The sequence below is a fragment of the Micromonospora vulcania genome (assembly GCF_042658605.1).
GTDB lineage: Bacteria > Actinomycetota > Actinomycetes > Mycobacteriales > Micromonosporaceae > Micromonospora > Micromonospora vulcania.
In genome coordinates, this window is record NZ_JBHSQS010000003.1 from 350,735 (window position 1) to 367,546 (window position 16,812).

Below are 16,812 nucleotides of genomic sequence, written 5' to 3' on the forward strand. Positions count from 1 at the left end.
CTGATGAGTCGCGACACACCGCTACCGACCGTCCGGGCACGAAGGATGCTGGTGCTGGTCCTGCCATTGCTCGCGTTCACCTCCGGCTGTACCGATGGCGGGGAACAGGCCGGTTCGGATCCGTCGACCCCGCCACCGGCCACCGCATCCGCACCATCGGGCCAGGCCGACCAACCATCTCCGACCCCGAGCACCCAGGTGACCATCCCGACGTCGGCCTTCGTCGAACTGCCGCCCGAGATGCAGAAGTCCCCCCGACGGACGACGCCGGTCGCTGACGCCCTACCGAAGCTGTGCGCCAACGAGTTCGGCACCGGGGGACGGCAGGTCACCGCGAGCGCCTCGATGACCCTCACCTACAAGGAGCCCGACGATCCGGAGAGCAACGTGCCGCAGGGCCTGATCCATCAGACCATCTTCACCTTCGATGGCGACGGGGCCGCGGACCACCTGCGACGAGTGCGTGCGTCGGTGCAGGCGTGCCCCTCCTACAAGCAGGCTGGGAACCCAGTCACGGTCGAGAGCCGAGCGCTGCCGGGCGTCGGGGACGAAGCGTTGTTGGTGACCCGAGCGTGGGCCGAGACGAACCTGAACGGCGAGCGCACCGGCGGCGACGGGTCCAACCAGATCGTCGTGGCCCGTGTCGACAGTGTGGTCACCGTGTTTCACGATCAGGGGTGGGAGGGCGCCAGCGGCAATCCCGCGATCATGGATCGAGCCGTACGTGACGGGGTGAGGACCATCGACGCCTGGCAGCGCTAGCTCCGGCGGCTGCCAGCGACGATCTGGATGGGAGCTTTTGCCCGTACTGCGCGTATGGTGAGGGTGTCGCCCGGGCCCCCGGTGGCTGACCGCCCTCCGCCGTCGATTCGCCCACGAGCTGCCCCGATCCTGTCGTCGTACCGTCATCCTGGCGGACGACCGATTCTCGGTGGCCCCGCGTCGTCGGCCTCTCCCGCTGGCCAGCCGCGGCCGTTCGGGTCGCGACCACGCTCGTTGAGCATCAAAGGAATGTGAGCGCGATGGTCCACATCGCTCTGGGGCCGGAATCCATCGATGATCTGGTGAGGCGCATCGCCGACCGGGACCACGCCGCGTTCGGCCGCTTCTACCGTCGTCTCGTCACGGTCGTCTTCGCCCAGGTCTGCGGGATCCTCGGCAGCCGGGCGCTCGCCGTGGCGGTGACCCGAGCGGTCTTCGTCGAGGTGTGGCGGCTCGCGCCGTTGCCGGACTCCCGCACCGTCGACGGCGTCGCCTGGGTGACCGCGATCGCCGCCCGCCGGTCGGCGGACCGGCTCCGTGAGATCAACGGCCCAGTGCCACGCCTGGAGATCGGCTACGACGGTCTCACCGACCGTGAGTTGGCCGTCGGGCTGGGTGAAGGCCCCAGGAGTACGGTGGCAGCGCGCTGACGGACGGCGGGTGCCACCGCCAGATCTTGGACAGTTCCCGTTCCCGCGGAACGAAGAGTGTCCACTATTGGCGCAATTCGCACCACGATTGTGAGTGACATGGCCGAGATCCGATTGTCCGACGTGTTCGTGGAGCTGGCCGACACCCTGGTCGACGACCTCGACGTGCTCGACTTCCTGCATGTGCTGACCGAGCGCTGTGTCCAACTGCTGGGCGTCTCGGCGGCCGGGCTGCTGTTGACCGATCAGAAGGGGGCTCTGCAGGTGGTGGCCGCCTCCTCGGAGCGCACCCGACTGCTGGAGCTGTTCCAGTTGCAGACCGACCAGGGGCCGTGTCTGGACTGCTTCCACAGCGGCCAGCCCGTGTCGGTGGCCGACCTGCCCATCGGTGGCAGGTGGCCCCGGTTCACGGCTGCCGCGGCCGAGGTCGGGTTCGCGGCGGTGCACGCCCTGCCCATGCGTCTGCGTACCGAGGTGATCGGTGCGCTGAACCTCTTCGACGTCCAACCGGGGGCACTCGACGCGGACAAGCTCCGGATGGGGCAGGCGCTGGCCGACGTGGCGACCATCGGGCTGCTCCAGCAGCGCGCCATCGAGCGCGGCGACATCCTCACCGAGCAACTGCAGACCGCGCTGAACAGCCGGGTCCTGATCGAACAGGCCAAGGGCGTCCTCGCCGAACGCCTCCAGGTGGACGTGGGTGAGGCCTTCGTACTGCTGCGCGAGGGCGCGCGCCGGCACAACCGACGACTGTCCGATGTGGCACGGGCGATCGTCGACGGTACGGAACAACTCGCACCGTAGCCGGAAGTCGGACAATCATCCTGATTGTCGACTCAGTTCGTCCCGACGCGAACGCTCGCGGTGCCGGTGCCGGAAATGGCGCGTACGGTGGGGTTGTCGCCCAGGTCCCCGGTGGCCGCCAGCCTGCCGCCACCGGCCCGTGAGGGGCGCTCAACGATGTTCATCCCCCGCTCGACCGTCCTCAGTTCTCCGCTGCCGACCAACGAGCCGGAGAGCAACGCACAACTGCTGCGCCGGCTCTCCGCGCTGACCCTCGGCGATCCCGGCCGGGTACGGCTCCGCGCCCGGATCATCGAGGGCAACCTGCCGTTGTCCCGCCGACTCGCCGGCCGGTACGCCGGGCGCGGCGAGCCGTACGAGGACCTCGCGCAGGTCGCCGCCCTCGCCCTGGTCAAGGCCGTGGACGGGTTCGACGCCGACCGAGGGGTGCCGTTCTCCGGGTTCGCGGTCCCGACGATTCTCGGAGCCCTACGTCGACACTTCCGCGACACGACCTGGGCCATGCGGGTGCCGCGCCGAGCGCAGGAGCTGAACGGCAGGATGCGGGCCGCCACGGGGGAGTTGACACACCGACAGGGTCACCACCCGAGTGCCGCCGAACTCGCGGACCACCTGGAGGTGGGCGTCGACGAGATCCTGGCCGCCGTCACCGCGGCGCAGGTCTACCGCCTGGTGTCTCTCGACGCACCGAAACTCGGCACCGACGACCTGGAGACCCTTTCGCTCATCGGGGCCGTCGACACCGGCTTCGCCAAGGTGGACGACCGGATGGCGCTCCGTCCGTTGCTCGCCGCGCTTCCCGGGCGCGAACGTCGAATCCTCACCATGCGGTTCTACGGCGACATGACCCAGAAGCGGATCGCCGACGAGGTCGGGTTGTCGCAGATGCACGTCTCCCGGCTGCTGGAGAAGTCCCTGGCCCGACTCCGCGCCGGGATGACCGACTGACCGGTCGGGTCACCACAGCCCCGCGCTACAACTGGGCCTGAGCGGTCAGGATCTGTCGCAGGTAGGTCTTCGGCCGGGAGCCGACGGTCGAGCCGACGAGCTCGCCGTGCCGGAAGACCAGCAGCGTCGGCAGGGACATGACGCGGTAGTTCCGGGTGGCGCTCGGGTTCTCATCCGAGTTGAGCTTGGCGACCACCATCCGGTCGCCGAACTCCCGCGCCAACTCGACGAGGCTCTTCTCGATCATCTTGCAGGGTGGGCACCACTCGGCCCAGAAGTCGACGACCACGGGACGGTCGCTGGCCAGCACCAGCTCGGCGAACGTCTCGTCGGTGACGGTGACTAGCGAGCCGATGTCCGTTTCCTGGGGCATGTTTCCTCCCGGTGCGCGATCGCGTGGGTGAGCTGGGTGTGTAGTTGCTGGCGTACCGCGCCGAGCCGGTCGAGGTAGTCGTCGACCTCGGCGAGCTTGCGTCGCAGCACCAGGACCGAGTCCGGGCAGACGTCGCCGGACGTGTTGCCGGCCCGGAGGCAGGCGACGAACGGGCGGACGTCGTCGAGGGCGAAGCCGACGTCGAGCAGGGCCCGGATCTCCCGGACGACCCGTAGCTCGGCCTCGTCGTAGACCCGGTAGCCGTTGGCGGACCGTTGTGCCCGCACCAACCCCTGTGCCTCGTAGTAGCGCAGGGTGCGGGTGCTGGTGCCGACCCGTTCAGCCAGTTCACCGATCAGCATCCGACCTCCTCCGTCCGCCCGTCGCGACCACGCTAAACGTTGTCGTCGGCGTCAAGGCAACCCGCGCACGGTGACGTGACAGCCGGCTGGAGCGCGGTGCGCCGGGGGATCAGCGCGGAGGCAGCAGTGCGTCGACCAGGTCGCGTAGCGGTGCGACCAGGTCCTGCTCGGCGGCCGAGGCCAGCGGTTGCAGGCGCAGCGACGAGCGCAGCACGGCGATGCCGATGCCGGCGGCCAGCACCATCTGGGCGCGCAGCAGGACCGACTCGCTGTCCGCCTGGTCGGGCCGCCACCCGCGGGCCGCCGCCAGTTGTTCACTGGAGTGGTGCAGGACGCCGAGCCGGATCTCGTCGGCGCGTGCGTCGCCGGAGGACCGCAGCAGCAGGGTCAGTTGGGCCGAGAACCCGGCGTTGCCGAGGCCGGCGATGTGGCGGGCGATGGATTCGGGCACCTGGTCGAGCGGCACCGTGCCGGTCGTTCGGCGCAGTTCGTCGCCGGCGGCCAGCAGGCAGGCCTCGAACAGACCCTCCTTCGACGCGAAGTACCGGTTGATCAGTGCGACGTTGACGCCCGCGTCGTCGGCGATGTCCCGCACGGTCGTGGCCGCGTACCCGTCGCTGGCGAAGCGATGACGGGCCGCGTCCAGCAGGAGCTGGCGGGTCTCGGTGGCGTCGCGCCGCCGACGGGGGGCCGGCTCGTCGGCCGTCGAGGCCGTCTTCCCGGTCGCGCGGCCGGGCGGGTCTGCTGTCACGGCGCGTCCTCTCTCGCGGTGGCTGGCAGCGTAACCGCCTCGACACACGATGTAAACATATGTTGACTTTACGTCGTCCGCAAGCCGTCGGGGGGCCGTGGACGTGACGTAAACGACTGTTGACATCGCCCTCTGGCTGCGGATACTGGGCTAAGTCAGCAAGCGTTTACATCTAGCTCCGAGGACCTCATGACGCAAACCATCGAGGAGCCGACCAACGTCGACTCCGCCGTCGGCGTGGGCCCGCGCGCCAACACCACCCTCCTGGTGGTGTACCTGTCGCTGGGCGGCCTGGCGTTCGCGGTGCTGCAGTCGCTGGTGGCGCCCGCGCTGTCGACCATCGCCGGGGACCTGGCCGTCTCGACCGGCGACATCAGCTGGGTGCTCACGGCGTACCTCCTGGCCGCCTCGGTCCTCACGCCCATCCTCGGCCGGCTCGGTGATATGGTCGGCAAGCGCCGCGTCCTGATCGGCGTCCTGGCCGCCCTCGCCGTGGGTACGCTGCTGGCCGCCCTGGCTCCGAACCTGGCGGTGCTGATCGTCGCCCGCGCGCTGCAGGGGGCGGCCGGAGCGATCCTGCCGCTGTCGATCGGCATCGTGCGTGACGAGCTGCCCCGCGAGAAGGTCGGCGTCACCGTCGGCCTGCTGTCGGCGATCTTCGGCGTCGGCGCCGGTGTCGGCATCGTGGCCGCCGGCCCGATCGTCGAGCACCTGTCGTGGCACTGGCTCTTCTGGTTGCCGCTGGTTCTCGTCGTCATCGCGCTGCTCGGGGCCATCTTCGGGATGCCGGAGTCGCGGGTACGCACGCCGGGACGGCTCGACATGCTCGGTGCGACGATCCTGTCGATCGCGCTGGTGTCGCTGCTGCTGGCCGTGAGCAAGGGGCAGGGCTGGGGCTGGGGCGAGACGAAGACGATCGGCCTGTTCGTGGTCGGCGTGGTCGCGCTGGTCGCGTTCGTCCTGGTCGAGCTGCGGGTACGTGAGCCGCTCATCGACATGCGGCTGATGCGGATCCGTGGTGTGTGGGCCACCGACCTGGTCGCCCTGATCCTCGGCTTCGCGATGTTCGGGACGTTCGTACTCGTCCCGACCCTGCTCCAGCTCCCGCAGGCGACCGGGTACGGGTTCGGCAAGTCGGTGTCCCAGGCGGGCCTGTTCCTGCTGCCCACCGTCGTGATGATGGTGATCTTCGGCCCGCTGGCCGGTCTGCTGGACCGGCGCTTCGGCCCGAAGGTGCCGATGTTCCTCGGCGCGGTCTCGGTCGTCGTCGCGTTCGTGCTGCCCGCCCTCGCACACGGCGCCGCCTGGCAGGTGCTGCTCTCCGGGGTGCTCACCGGCGCCGGCATCGGCCTGGCCTTCGCGGCGATGTCCAACGCCATCATCGAGAGCGTGCCGGCCGCGCAGACCGGTGAGGCGAGCGGCGTGAACACCATCGCGCGGACCATCGGCAGCAGCATCGGCGCGGCGGTCGTCGCGGCCGTCATCTCGTCGCACAGCACGCCGCAGGGCCTGCCCACCGACGAGGCGTTCACCGCCGGCTTCTGGGTCTGCGCGGGCGTGGCCGTCCTCGCCGTGTTCGCCGCGCTCGCTCTGCCCGCCGCGCGTCGCCGGCACGAGGAGGCCGTCGCCGCGGGTGTCGACGACCTTCCGCCCGAGCCGGTCGAGCTGCACCTGCCGCACCTGCACCGACAGCACGTGGACGGCGGCTCGCCCCGCTGACCGGCGCGACCCCGACGCAGGCCGTGGCCACCCACCCGGTGGCCACGGCCTGTAGGTGTGGGTACGAGCGGCAGGTCAGGCGCGGCCGGCCAGGCCACGCAGGCCGACCAGACCGGGTACGGCGGCACGGCCGAGCTCAGCCCCGCTTGCCGGGTCGTGCCAGCTCACGGCATCGGTCTGGCCCAGGTAGAGGCGCTGACCGTCGGGGGTCAGCACGAGGCCGGTGACCGGCTGGCGGACCGACCACTCGCTGGAGACGCCGAGACGAACGAGATCGACGGTACGCACCGTCGTGCCGGCGCCGATGACGAGGCGGTCGCGGTCGGCGGCGGCGTGTCCGGCCCCGGCCCCGGTGGGCAGGGCGGCCGTCCGGCGGACCGTCAGGTCCTCGGTGACGATCTCCGCGACCGCGCCGGAGCTGACGTCGGCGACGAAGATCCGATCACCGCCCGGGCTCATGGCCATGGCGTGCCCGCTGGCGGGGGCCTCCCCGAACGGGTGCGGCAGGTCGATGCAGTAGGCCCAGCGCGCCGTCAGGTTCAGCGTGTGCACGAACGCGTGCACGTTGCCCGGTCGCCCGCTGACCAGGTCGCGGGTGTGCTGGTGGTCCGGCTGGTGGGTGTAGAGCGTGTAGAGGGTGCGGTCCGGGGCGAGCAGGGCCTGGCGTCCGTCGCCGCGCATCTCCTCCTCCGCGCCGGGCGGGACCGGCGACTTGTCCCGGGTGTTGAGCGGGCCGGGCGTCCTGGTGGCCAGGTCCACGACGCGGACGCGGTAGCGGTCCGGCGCCGACGCGGGCAGCCACTCGAGGACGAACAGGCCGGCCAGATCCTCGGTGAACGTCTCCGGTACGAAGTTGCCCCGCAACTCCAGCCGGTGCTTCTCGCCATCGACGTCGGCGATCAGCACCGGGGTCACGTCCCGCCCGGCCGGGCGTCCCCTGGTGACGTTCTCCGCGATCGGGGTGAGCGCCACCGTCGTACCGCTGGCCGAGACCGCCTGCGGCACCCACCGTCCGGGCAGCTTGACCGGGTTCGAGGCGCGACCCGTGCCGGTGTCGATCCGCCGAAGGGCGGTGTCGGCACCCTCGGCCGTGGTCGCGTAGATCGCCCGCCCGTCGGCGGTGGCGATGGAGTTCGGAACCGTCTGCCGCTCCGCACCCCACAGGACGCCGAGCCCACGGTCGACCTCGACGAGCAGCGCGTCCGGGACCGTACCGGCGGAAGTGGAGTGCGACCTGCGGACGCCGTCACAGCCGACCAGCGCGGCGGCGCCGGTACCGGCGAGCAGGGTCAGGACGGTGCGGCGGGAGACCGATGTGGTGGCCATCATGTGCGGTTGACACCGCCAGACCCGCCGGGGTTCCACGGTTGGCGGATGGAACCCACGCGCCGCGGGCGGTGTCATGAGTGTGAACAGTCAAGGAGGTTCCACTGGACGACGGAGAGCTCGTCACCCGCGCTCAGACCGGCGACCTGGAGGCGTACGACCTCCTGGTGGCCCGGCACACCGCGTCCGCGTACCGGACGGCGGTGCTGCTCGGTGCGGGCTCGGATGCGGACGATGTCGTGCAGGAGGCGTTTGTGAAGGGATACCGCAGTCTCGCCCGCTACCGCGGAGAGTCGTCCTTCCGCTCGTGGCTCCTCGCGATCGTGGCGAACGAGACGCGCAACCTGTACCGATCGCGCAACCGGCGAGACGGGCTCGTCCTGCGGGCCGTTGCGGCAGACCCACGGTCGGAGGTCGCCGAGGACGCCGCGGTCGGCGCGGTCCTCGCCGCCGAACGCCGCGCGACGCTGGTCGAGGCCCTGCGCCTGCTGCCGGTCAAGGACCGCGAGGTGATCGTCTGCCGATTCTTCCTCGATCTCAGCGAGGACGAGACCGGAACGATGCTGGGCTGGCCCCGAGGAACGGTGAAGTCACGGACCTCTCGGGCGCTGGCCAAACTTCGTGGCCTGCTCGACCGCGAGGGGGCCCTTCGTGGATGACCTGGAGCGGGAGCTGCGCGACCTGTCCACCTGGTTGGAGACACCCGACGCTCCCGACGTCACCGCCCGCGTACGCGCTCAGCTCACCGGGCCGGTACGACCACGCCGCCGTTGGCGCTACTACCTCGCGGCGGCGCTCGTCGCCCTGCTCGTCGCCGTGCTGCCACCGGGCCGGGCCGCCATCGCCGACGCCGTGGCGGGGCTGCTGCGGTTCGCCGGCGTCACCATCAGCACGTCGCCCGCGCCGACGCTGCCCACCGGTACTCCGTCGCCGTTGCCGTCGCAACGGACGGTCGCCCTCGACGAGGCGCAGCGGCAGGTGCGGTTCCCGATCCGGCTACCGGCGAGCCTGGGCCCGCCCGAGCAGGTGCTGGTCGCCGACGCCGACGACAACGGCGCCTACCGGGTGGCCACGCTGCTCTACCGAGGCGGAGCACTGCGCGTCGACGCCTTCGACGGTCTTCTCGACGCGGCCTTCCTGAAGCAGGCGAGCGGACCGGGGGTGCAGTGGGTCCAGGTGCACGGCGACTTCGCGGTCTGGATCGACGGCCCGCACCAGTTGACCTATGTGGACCGGGCGGGCGAGGTGCGGGTGGAGACCGCGCGGCTCGCCGCCTCGACTCTGATCTGGCAGGAGGCCGGCGTGTGCTACCGGCTCGAAGGCGACGTCACGAAGGAGACGGCGGTCGAGATCGCCGAATCGCTGAGGTAGGGGAGAGGCGCGTGATGAGGTCATCAGCACGGTTGTTCCTGGGGTCGGTGGTCCTGCTGGCGGGGTGTACGACCGCGGGCGGGCCGGCCACGCCGGTCGGCGCTCCGGCCACCACGGCAACGGCGAGCGCCCCGACCGGGTGCGGCTCCCGGATCGAGACCGGGTCACTGCCCGACTGGGCGACCGCCGGGTTCAGCGGGGACGCCCGTGTCCCGCACGTCTTCGGCGCGAAGGGGGACATCCTCGGGGTGCTCTTCGGTAACCCGCTCACGCACGACAGACGGGACGGGGCCAACAACAAGATCCTCTGGGTGGCCCGTCCCACCACGGCCCCGTCCGGCACCACCGCGCCGGCCACCCTGGCCATCACGGCGACGCTGGACGGCACCGACACGCGGGTGACCCACGAGGTCCGCGGTGGGCCCGGCCCCTCAATCATCGACATGCCCCGGCAGGGCTGCTGGCACCTCGCACTCAGCTGGGCCGGGCGTACCGACACGATGGACCTCGTCTACGCGCCCGGTTAGGTGGTGCGGGTCGCCGCCGTCGAGAACTGTTCGTTGACGAGCGTCAGCAGGGCGGCGTGGGTGTCGTGGTCCGCGGCCACGAGCAGTCCGCCCACGCCGGTGTGCAGTGGCTGCCCCTGGAGGCCGGTCACCACACAGCCGGCGGCCTGGCACAGGGCGATCCCGGCGGCGAAGTGCACGCTGTCCCGCAGGTTGCCGTCGGTCACGTAGGCCGCCCGCCGGCCCGCCGCGACCCAGGCCACGGCCAGCGTCGTGGAGAGCACCCGGGGCCGGAACCGCTCGCCGAACTCCGGGTGGGCGAGCAGGCGTACGGCCTGGAACGCGGGACTGTTCGGAAACGGCGGATCGAGGTTGACGTCCACCAGCCGCGACTCGGCCGAGGGGCGGAGTTGCTCGTCGCCACCGTCGTGGCGAACGTAGGCGTGCTCGCCGTCGGTCCAGAACACCTCGTCGGCGAAGGGGTCGGCCGACGCCGCCACCGCGAGCCGCGCGCCGGACCGCAGGGCGACGTTGACGGCGACCAGGGCCGTGCGCGCGGCGAAGTTCAGGGTGCCGCACAGCGGGTCCACCAGCCAGGTGCGCTCGGCGACACCGGTGCGTCCGCTCTCCTCGCCGATCACCGCGTCGTCCGGTCGGGCTGCCCGCAGGACGTCGAGGATGGCCTTCTCCGCGTCGATGTCGGTGGCGGTGGCGAAGTCGCTCGGGGACTTGTGGAAACGAGTGAGGGGGTTGCCGTACTGGGATCGCACGACGGCCGCCCCGGCCTCCGCCGCGGCCAGCACCAGGTCCCGATCCGTGATCGTCATGGCTGCAGGATAGAACGTGTCTGACGGGGTCGGGGTACCCCGAAAACCGTAATTCGATCTTACCCTGCGCGGTCGGCCCTGAGCTGCAGAGATAACGCTCTCACGGATGGTGGGAGAGTGCTTGACGCGCCCGTGATCCAGACGCAACGATGCATTTACATTCTTCACACCACCAGGCGTGATCGGCGCACGCCGCCCCCCGCACCGCGAAAGGACCTACCGTGCGCAGATCCCTGAGATCGTGGCTCGGCGCCGTGCTGAGCACGATCCTCGTGGTGGGCGGCATCTTCGCCGTGCCGCCCGCGGCCAGCGCCGCACCGTTCACCGTGCTGGTCTTCAGCAAGACGGCCGGATTCCGGCACGGCTCCATCACCCCGGGCATCACCGCCATCCAGCAGCTCGGCGCGGCCAACGGGTTCACCGTCGAGGCCACCGAGGACGCGGGCCAGTTCACCGACGCCAACCTGGACCGGTTCGGCGCGGTGATCTGGCTCTCCACCACCGGCGACGTGCTCAACGCCGCCCAGCAGGCGGCGTTCGAGCGCTACATCCAGGGCGGTGGCGGGTACGTGGGCGTGCACGCCGCCTCCGACACCGAGTACGACTGGCCCTGGTACGGCGGGCTCGTCGGGGCGTACTTCGCCTCGCACCCGGCCGAGCAGAACGTCACCGTCAAGGTCGCCGACCAGGTGCACCCGTCCACCCGGACGCTGCCGCAGCGGTGGAGCCGGTTCGACGAGCTGTACAACTACCGCGTCAACCCCCGGGGCAACGTGCATGTGCTGGCCACCCTGGACGAGAGCACCTACACCGGCGGGAGCATGGGGTACGACCACCCGATCTCGTGGTGCCAGAACTACTCCGGCGGTCGGGCCTGGTACACCGGCCTCGGCCACACCGACGCGTCGTTCACCGAGGCGAACTTCCGTCAGCACCTGCTCGGCGGCATCATGACCGCGGCCGGCGAGGTCGGCGCGGACTGCGGCGCCACCGTCAACAGCAGCTTCCAGCAGGTCGAGCTGGCCAAGGGCGCGGCCGAGACGGGTGAGCCGATGAGCCTCACCGTCCTGCCGGACCGGGGCGTGCTGCACACCTCCCGCAACGGCGTCATCCGGCACACCGACGCGGCGGGCAACACCAAGATCGCCGGCACTCTGCCGGTCTACACCGGGGACGAGGAGGGCCTGCAGGGCATCAAGGCCGATCCGAACTTCGCCACCAACCGCTGGGTGTACGCGTACTACGCGCCACCACTGAGTACCCCCGGCGGCGGCGCACCGGCCGAGGGCACCCCGGCCGAATTCGCCGTCTGGAACGGCGTCAACCGGCTGGCCCGGTTCACCGTCAACGCGGACAACACCGTCAACCTGGCCAGCGAGACGCTGATCCTGGAGGTGCCGACCAGCCGGGGGATGTGCTGCCACGTCGGCGGCGACATGGACTTCGACGCGGCCGGCAACCTCTACCTGTCCACCGGCGACGACACCAACCCGTTCGACTCGGCCGGGTTCACCCCGATCGACGAGCGGGCCGGCCGTAACCCGGCCTTCGACGCGCAGCGCACCTCGGGCAACAGCAACGACCTGCGCGGCAAGGTGCTCCGGATCAAGCCGAGCGCGGCCGGCGGCTACACCATCCCGGCCGGCAACATGTTCGCTCCGGGCACCGCGCGGACCCGGCCGGAGGTCTACGCGATGGGCTTCCGCAACCCGTTCCGGATGAGCGTGGACAAGGCCACCGGCATCGTCTACCTCGGTGACTACGGCCCGGACGCGGGCACCGCCGACCCGAACCGGGGACCGGCGGGCAACGTGGAGTTCGCCCGGATCGACCGGCCCGGTTTCTACGGCTGGCCGTACTGCACCGCCCGCAACGACGCCTACAACGACTACACCTTCCCGTCCGGCCCGTCCGGGCCGAAGTTCAACTGCGCGGGCGGGCCGGTGAACAACTCACCCAACAACACCGGCATCACCCAGCTGCCGCCGGCCATTTCGGCCTGGCTGCCGTACGGCGGATCGGGCTCCCCGCCGGAGTTCACCGGTGGCGGCCTGTCCCCGATGGGCGGCCCGGTGTACCGGTACAACCCGAACAGCACCTCCGAGGTGGCGTTCCCGGAGTACTACGACGGGACGTACTTCGCCGGCGAGTTCGGCCGTCGCTGGATCAAGAACATCAAGCTCGACTCGACCGGCCAGCCGTTGAAGATCAACCCGTTCCCGTGGACCGGCACCCAGGTCATGGACATGGAGTTCGGCCCGGACGGCGCGCTCTACGTGCTCGACTACGGCACCGGCTGGTTCAACGGCGACGCCAACTCGGCGCTGTACCGGATCGAGTACGCGCGCACGGGCAGGGCACCCCGTCCGGTGGTGTCGGCCACCCCGACCAGCGGCACCGCGCCGTTGACCGTGGCGTTCTCCTCGGCCGGGACACTCGATCCGGACGGTGACCCGTTCACCTACGCCTGGGACTTCGACAACAACGGCACCACCGACTCGACCGCGCCGAACCCGAGCTTCACGTACACCACCAACGGGACGCGCAGTCCGACGCTGACGGTCCGGGACACCACCGGCAAGACCGCCACCGCCAGCGTGGTCGTCACGGTCGGCAACAGCGCCCCGGTCGTCACGGTGAACACCCCGTTGAACGGGCAGACGTTCAACTTCGGGGACGCCGTGCCGTTCAACGTCACCGTCACCGACGCCCAGGACGGAGCGATCAACTGTGCCCGGGTGAAGGTGAACTACGTCCTCGGCCACGACTCGCACGGTCACCAGCTCGGCAGCGTGCAGGGCTGCTCCGGGGTCATCCAGACCTCGGCCGACGGCGAGCACGACTCCGCGGCGAACATCTTCGGCATCATCGACGCCGAGTACACCGACCTGGGTGGGGGTGGCCAGCCGGCGCTGACAACGCACACGCAGGCGGTACTGCAACCGCGGGTACGCCAGGCCGAGCACTTCGGTGACTCGTCCGGCGTCCAGATCGTCGCCGGGGCGGCCGGACACGGCGGCGCCGCGGTCGGCTACATCGACAACAACGACTGGATCTCGTTCCACCCCTACAACCTGACCGGCATCCAGTCGTTCAGTGCCCGGGTCGGCGCACCGGCCGGCGGCGGCGGCACAGTGGAGCTGCGGGTCGACTCGCCGACCGGGCAGCTGGTCGGCTCGGCGACCGTCGTACCCACCGGTGGGTACGCCAACTTCGCCACGGTCACCGGTGGGGTCACCGCCCCGACCGGCACCCGGACCCTGTTCCTGGTCTTCAAGGGCGCCGGGCCGTGGTTCGACATCGACGAGTTCACCCTGTCCACCAGCCCCGGCGGTCCCGGGCCCGACCCGGACCCGGACCCGCCGACCGGCAACCTGGCCCAGGGCAAGCCCGCTCGGGCGTCCAGTTTCGAGGGAGCCTACGTCGCCGGGAACGCGTTCGACGGCGCGCTCGGCACCCGCTGGGGCAGCGCCTTCAGTGATCCGCAGTGGATCGACGTGGACCTGGGCGCCTCGTACGCCATCAACCGGGTCAAGCTGACCTGGGAGGCGGCGTACGGCAGTGGCTACCAGATCCAGACCTCGCCGGACGGGGTCAACTTCACCACGATCCGGACGGTGACCGGTGGCGACGGCGGAGTGGACGACCTGACCGGTCTGACCGGTACCGGCCGCTACATCCGCCTCAACGGCACCGCACGCGGCACCGCCTGGGGCTACTCGCTGTTCGAGTTCGAGGTGTACGGCGGCACCGGCGGCCCGACCGGCCCCGGCACCAACCTGCTGGTGAACAAGCCGACGCTGACGTCCAGCAACGAGGGGGCCGACGTGACCGGCGCCCAGGCGGTGGACGGCAGTCTCACCACCCGCTGGTCGAGCACGTTCTCCGATCCGCAGTGGATCCGGGTCGACCTCGGCAGCCCGACCGCGATCGGCCGGGTCAAGTTGAACTGGGAGGCGGCGTACAGCAGCGCGTACATCATCCAGACCTCGAACGACGGCACCACCTGGACCAACGTCAAGACGGTGACCGGCGCGGACGGCGGTGTGGACGAGCACACCGCGCTCGGCGCCAACGGTCGCTACCTACGGATCTACGGCACCGCCCGGGGGACCGGGTACGGGCACTCGCTCTGGGAGTTGGAGGCGTACGCCAGCTGAACCACCACCGAGAACGTGGCCGGCACGGGTCCTTCCGTGCCGGCCACGGCCGTTGTCGTCGGCCTTCGGGGGACCCCCGCGGTGAGAGGGATCATGCCGTCTGGCTAAAGTCGGCCCTGGTTGGTTAGCCTAACCTAACTTTGAGCGCGGCAGTGGCTCAGCTCACCCCCCGAACGAACGGAAACTCACCATGCAGGCATGGCGTCCGGTCCTGGCCGTGGCGGCGCTGAGCGCCGTGCTCGCCGGGCTCACCGGCTGTGGCAGCGACTCCGACACCGGCGATGCGGCCGCCGCCGCCTCCGGCCCCTGGTCGTTCACCGACGGGTCCGGCCAGGTCGTCAAGACCGACAAGACCCCCAAGCGGATCATCGCGCACGCCGGCGAGGCCGCCGCGCTGATGTCCTTCGGCATCAAGCCCGTCGGTGTGTACGCCGACGAGTCGGTCAAGACCGACCTCAACCTGAAGAACCTCGACCTCACCGGCATCGAGATCCTCGGTGAGGAGTGGGGCAAGATCGACGTGGAGAAGGCCGCCGCCCTGCGTCCGGACCTGATCGTCGCCGACTGGTGGCCGGCCGAGAAGGCGCACTCCGGCATGGAGGAGGGCGTCGACGAGAAGAGCAAGAAGATCGGCGAGCTGGCGCCCGTCGTCGGGGTGACCTACGGCAAGTCGATCGTCGCGCTGGCCGACGGGTACGAGAACCTCGCGAAGAGCCTCGGCGCGGACGTGAGCAGCCCGCAGATCGCGGCGAACAAGAAGCGCTTCGAGGAGGCGCTCGCCACGTTCAAGCAGGCGACCGCGGCCAAGCCCGGCCTGACCGTCGCGGCGATGTCGCCCGCCACCGAGAAGCTGTACGTGGCCAACCCGGAGCACGCACCGGAGCTGCTGGACTTCCAGAGCTGGGGCCTGAAGGTGCTCAACCCCGCCAGTCCGGACCCGGCCTTCCCGTACTGGGAGAACCTCAGCTGGGAGAACGCGGACAAGTACCAGCCCGACCTGATCCTGTGGGACGGCCGCTCCTTCACCCTCACCGCCAACGCCGAGTGGGGTAAGAAGCAGCCGACCTGGTTCAAGATCAAGGCGGCCAAGGCCGGGGCCACCGTGTCGTGGCCGACGGTCTGGCTGCACTCGTACGGCGACTACGCCACCGAGCTGGACAAGCTGACCGAGGCGGTCAAGGCCGCAGATCCGAATGTCGGCAACTGACCGGTACGCGAGGCGCGCACCGACGCGAGGCGTACGGCGGGCCCCCGCCCTCGGGCTGGGGCTCGTCGCCCTCTGCGCGCTCCTCGCACTCGTCGGTTTCCTCAGCGTGACGATGGGCTCGCGGTCCATCGGCCTCGGCGAGGTGCTGCGCGCTCTCGGTCACGTGGGTGCGGGCGACGGTTCGATCACCAGCACGGTCACGCTGGAGATGCGGGTGCCCCGCACCCTGCTCGGCATCCTGGTCGGCGCCGCGCTCGGCGTCGCCGGGGCGATCCTGCAGGGCGTCACCCGCAATCCCCTCGCGGACGCGGGGATCCTCGGCATCAACGCCGGCGCGGCGGCCTTCGTGGTCTTCGCGATCACCGTGCTCGGCATCAGCGGCGTGAACGCGTACGTCTGGTTCGCCTTCGCCGGAGCGATCGCGGCGCTCGCGCTGGTGTACGCCATCGCGTCGCTCGGTCGCGAAGGCGCCACCCCGGTCAAGCTGGCCCTGGCCGGTGCTGCCGTCACCGCCGGCCTGACCTCGGTGACCAGCGCGATCCTCATGACGAACGTGGACGCGCTCAACGAGCTGCGGTTCTGGCAGGTGGGCTCGCTCGCCGGCCGGTACGCCCCGATCCTGACCGGTGTCGCGCCCTTCCTGCTGCTGGGCCTCGTGGTGTCGCTGGGTCTCGGGCGGGCCATCAACGGCCTCGCGCTGGGCGAGGACGTGGCCCGTGGCCTCGGCCAGAACGTGACCCGCACCCGGGCGGCGGCCTTCGCCCTGGTGGCGGTGCTCGCTGGCGCGGCCACCGCCGCCTGCGGGCCGATCGTCTTCGTCGGGCTCGTCGTGCCACACGTGGCGCGGTTCATCTGCGGGCCCGACTACCGCTGGATCCTGCCGTACTCGATGCTGCTGGCACCGGTCGTCCTGCTGCTGGCCGACGTGCTCGGCCGGGTGGTGGTCGTCCCGGACGAGCTGCAGGTCGGTGTGGTCCTCGGGTTGCTCGGCGCGCCCGCGTTCGTCGCGATCGTGCGCTACGGCCGGCTGTCGGAGGTGTGAGCAC

17 protein-coding genes are annotated in these 16,812 nt (G+C 70.7%); 11 read left to right on the forward strand and 6 right to left on the reverse strand.

Going from position 1 to position 16,812, the window contains the following annotated elements:
- The first annotated feature begins 3 nt into the window (after positions 1 to 3).
- The 3 genes from ACFQGL_RS06385 (at position 4) to ACFQGL_RS06395 (ending at position 2,216) form a co-directional block, all read left to right on the forward strand.
- Positions 4 to 762, forward strand: coding sequence for a hypothetical protein (locus ACFQGL_RS06385; RefSeq protein ID WP_377506787.1), 759 nt, complete (start codon positions 4 to 6; stop codon positions 760 to 762).
- 302 nt (positions 763 to 1,064) lie between these two features.
- Positions 1,065 to 1,412: a sigma-70 family RNA polymerase sigma factor gene (locus tag ACFQGL_RS06390; protein ID WP_377506789.1), complete on the forward strand. Its 348-nt coding sequence runs from the start codon at positions 1,065 to 1,067 to the stop codon at positions 1,410 to 1,412.
- A gap of 99 nt (positions 1,413 to 1,511) precedes the next feature.
- Positions 1,512 to 2,216, forward strand: a complete 705-nt coding sequence (locus ACFQGL_RS06395; protein WP_377506792.1) for a GAF and ANTAR domain-containing protein — start codon at positions 1,512 to 1,514, stop codon at positions 2,214 to 2,216.
- 32 nt (positions 2,217 to 2,248) lie between these two features.
- Here the strand turns inward: ACFQGL_RS06395 and ACFQGL_RS06400 are convergent, their stop codons facing one another.
- Positions 2,249 to 2,380: a hypothetical protein gene (locus ACFQGL_RS06400; RefSeq protein ID WP_377506795.1), complete on the reverse strand. Its 132-nt coding sequence runs from the start codon at positions 2,378 to 2,380 to the stop codon at positions 2,249 to 2,251.
- On the opposite strand from ACFQGL_RS06400, the gene ACFQGL_RS06405 reads away from it, so the two are divergent.
- On the forward strand, positions 2,373 to 3,164 hold the full coding sequence (locus tag ACFQGL_RS06405) for a SigB/SigF/SigG family RNA polymerase sigma factor (protein WP_377506798.1): 792 nt from the start codon (positions 2,373 to 2,375) through the stop codon (positions 3,162 to 3,164). The genes ACFQGL_RS06400 and ACFQGL_RS06405 overlap by 8 nt on opposite strands.
- A 25-nt stretch (positions 3,165 to 3,189) precedes the next feature.
- Here the strand turns inward: ACFQGL_RS06405 and trxA are convergent, their stop codons facing one another.
- The 3 genes from trxA to ACFQGL_RS06420 all read right to left on the reverse strand — a co-directional run bounded on the left by trxA (position 3,190) and on the right by ACFQGL_RS06420 (position 4,650).
- Positions 3,190 to 3,537 (reverse strand): thioredoxin, encoded by a 348-nt coding sequence (trxA, locus tag ACFQGL_RS06410; protein WP_377506801.1) that lies wholly within the window; start codon positions 3,535 to 3,537, stop codon positions 3,190 to 3,192.
- Positions 3,507 to 3,899, reverse strand: coding sequence for a MerR family transcriptional regulator (locus ACFQGL_RS06415; RefSeq protein ID WP_377506804.1), 393 nt, complete (start codon positions 3,897 to 3,899; stop codon positions 3,507 to 3,509). Before ACFQGL_RS06415 ends, trxA begins: the two co-directional genes overlap by 31 nt.
- A 109-nt stretch (positions 3,900 to 4,008) precedes the next feature.
- Positions 4,009 to 4,650, reverse strand: a complete 642-nt coding sequence (locus ACFQGL_RS06420) for a TetR/AcrR family transcriptional regulator (RefSeq protein ID WP_377506806.1) — start codon at positions 4,648 to 4,650, stop codon at positions 4,009 to 4,011.
- A 189-nt stretch (positions 4,651 to 4,839) separates the two neighbouring features.
- On the opposite strand from ACFQGL_RS06420, the gene ACFQGL_RS06425 reads away from it, so the two are divergent.
- Complete coding sequence (locus tag ACFQGL_RS06425) at positions 4,840 to 6,369, forward strand: MFS transporter (RefSeq protein ID WP_377506809.1); 1,530 nt, start codon at positions 4,840 to 4,842, stop codon at positions 6,367 to 6,369.
- Between the two features lie 75 nt (positions 6,370 to 6,444).
- Here ACFQGL_RS06425 and ACFQGL_RS06430 read toward each other — a convergent pair whose 3' ends face one another.
- A complete protein-coding gene (locus ACFQGL_RS06430) occupies positions 6,445 to 7,698 on the reverse strand; it encodes a YncE family protein (protein ID WP_377506812.1) in 1,254 nt (417 codons plus the stop codon).
- 200 nt (positions 7,699 to 7,898) lie between these two features.
- Here ACFQGL_RS06430 and ACFQGL_RS06435 point away from each other — a divergent pair, with 200 nt between their 5' ends.
- The 3 genes from ACFQGL_RS06435 to ACFQGL_RS06445 are packed head-to-tail and all read left to right on the forward strand — an operon-like array spanning position 7,899 to position 9,593.
- Positions 7,899 to 8,354: an RNA polymerase sigma factor gene (locus ACFQGL_RS06435; RefSeq protein WP_377506815.1), complete on the forward strand. Its 456-nt coding sequence runs from the start codon at positions 7,899 to 7,901 to the stop codon at positions 8,352 to 8,354.
- Positions 8,347 to 9,066: a hypothetical protein gene (locus ACFQGL_RS06440; RefSeq protein ID WP_377506818.1), complete on the forward strand. Its 720-nt coding sequence runs from the start codon at positions 8,347 to 8,349 to the stop codon at positions 9,064 to 9,066. Before ACFQGL_RS06435 ends, ACFQGL_RS06440 begins: the two co-directional genes overlap by 8 nt.
- A gap of 14 nt (positions 9,067 to 9,080) precedes the next feature.
- A complete protein-coding gene (locus ACFQGL_RS06445; RefSeq protein WP_377506821.1) occupies positions 9,081 to 9,593 on the forward strand; it encodes a hypothetical protein in 513 nt (170 codons plus the stop codon).
- Here ACFQGL_RS06445 and ACFQGL_RS06450 read toward each other — a convergent pair.
- Positions 9,590 to 10,399: an inositol monophosphatase family protein gene (locus ACFQGL_RS06450; protein ID WP_377506823.1), complete on the reverse strand. Its 810-nt coding sequence runs from the start codon at positions 10,397 to 10,399 to the stop codon at positions 9,590 to 9,592. The genes ACFQGL_RS06445 and ACFQGL_RS06450 overlap by 4 nt on opposite strands.
- Positions 10,400 to 10,620: 221 nt before the next feature.
- On the opposite strand from ACFQGL_RS06450, the gene ACFQGL_RS06455 reads away from it, so the two are divergent.
- The 3 genes from ACFQGL_RS06455 to ACFQGL_RS06465 all read left to right on the forward strand — a co-directional run bounded on the left by ACFQGL_RS06455 (position 10,621) and on the right by ACFQGL_RS06465 (position 16,808).
- Entirely contained in the window at positions 10,621 to 14,559 is a 3,939-nt protein-coding gene (locus tag ACFQGL_RS06455; protein ID WP_377506826.1) for a ThuA domain-containing protein, read from the forward strand.
- A 190-nt stretch (positions 14,560 to 14,749) separates the two neighbouring features.
- Positions 14,750 to 15,766 (forward strand): ABC transporter substrate-binding protein, encoded by a 1,017-nt coding sequence (locus tag ACFQGL_RS06460; RefSeq protein ID WP_377506829.1) that lies wholly within the window; start codon positions 14,750 to 14,752, stop codon positions 15,764 to 15,766.
- Positions 15,747 to 16,808 carry a FecCD family ABC transporter permease gene (locus ACFQGL_RS06465; protein WP_465263520.1) on the forward strand — a complete coding sequence of 354 codons (1,062 nt, stop codon included), beginning with the start codon at positions 15,747 to 15,749 and terminating at the stop codon, positions 16,806 to 16,808. Before ACFQGL_RS06460 ends, ACFQGL_RS06465 begins: the two co-directional genes overlap by 20 nt.
- The last annotated feature ends 4 nt before the right edge of the window (positions 16,809 to 16,812 follow it).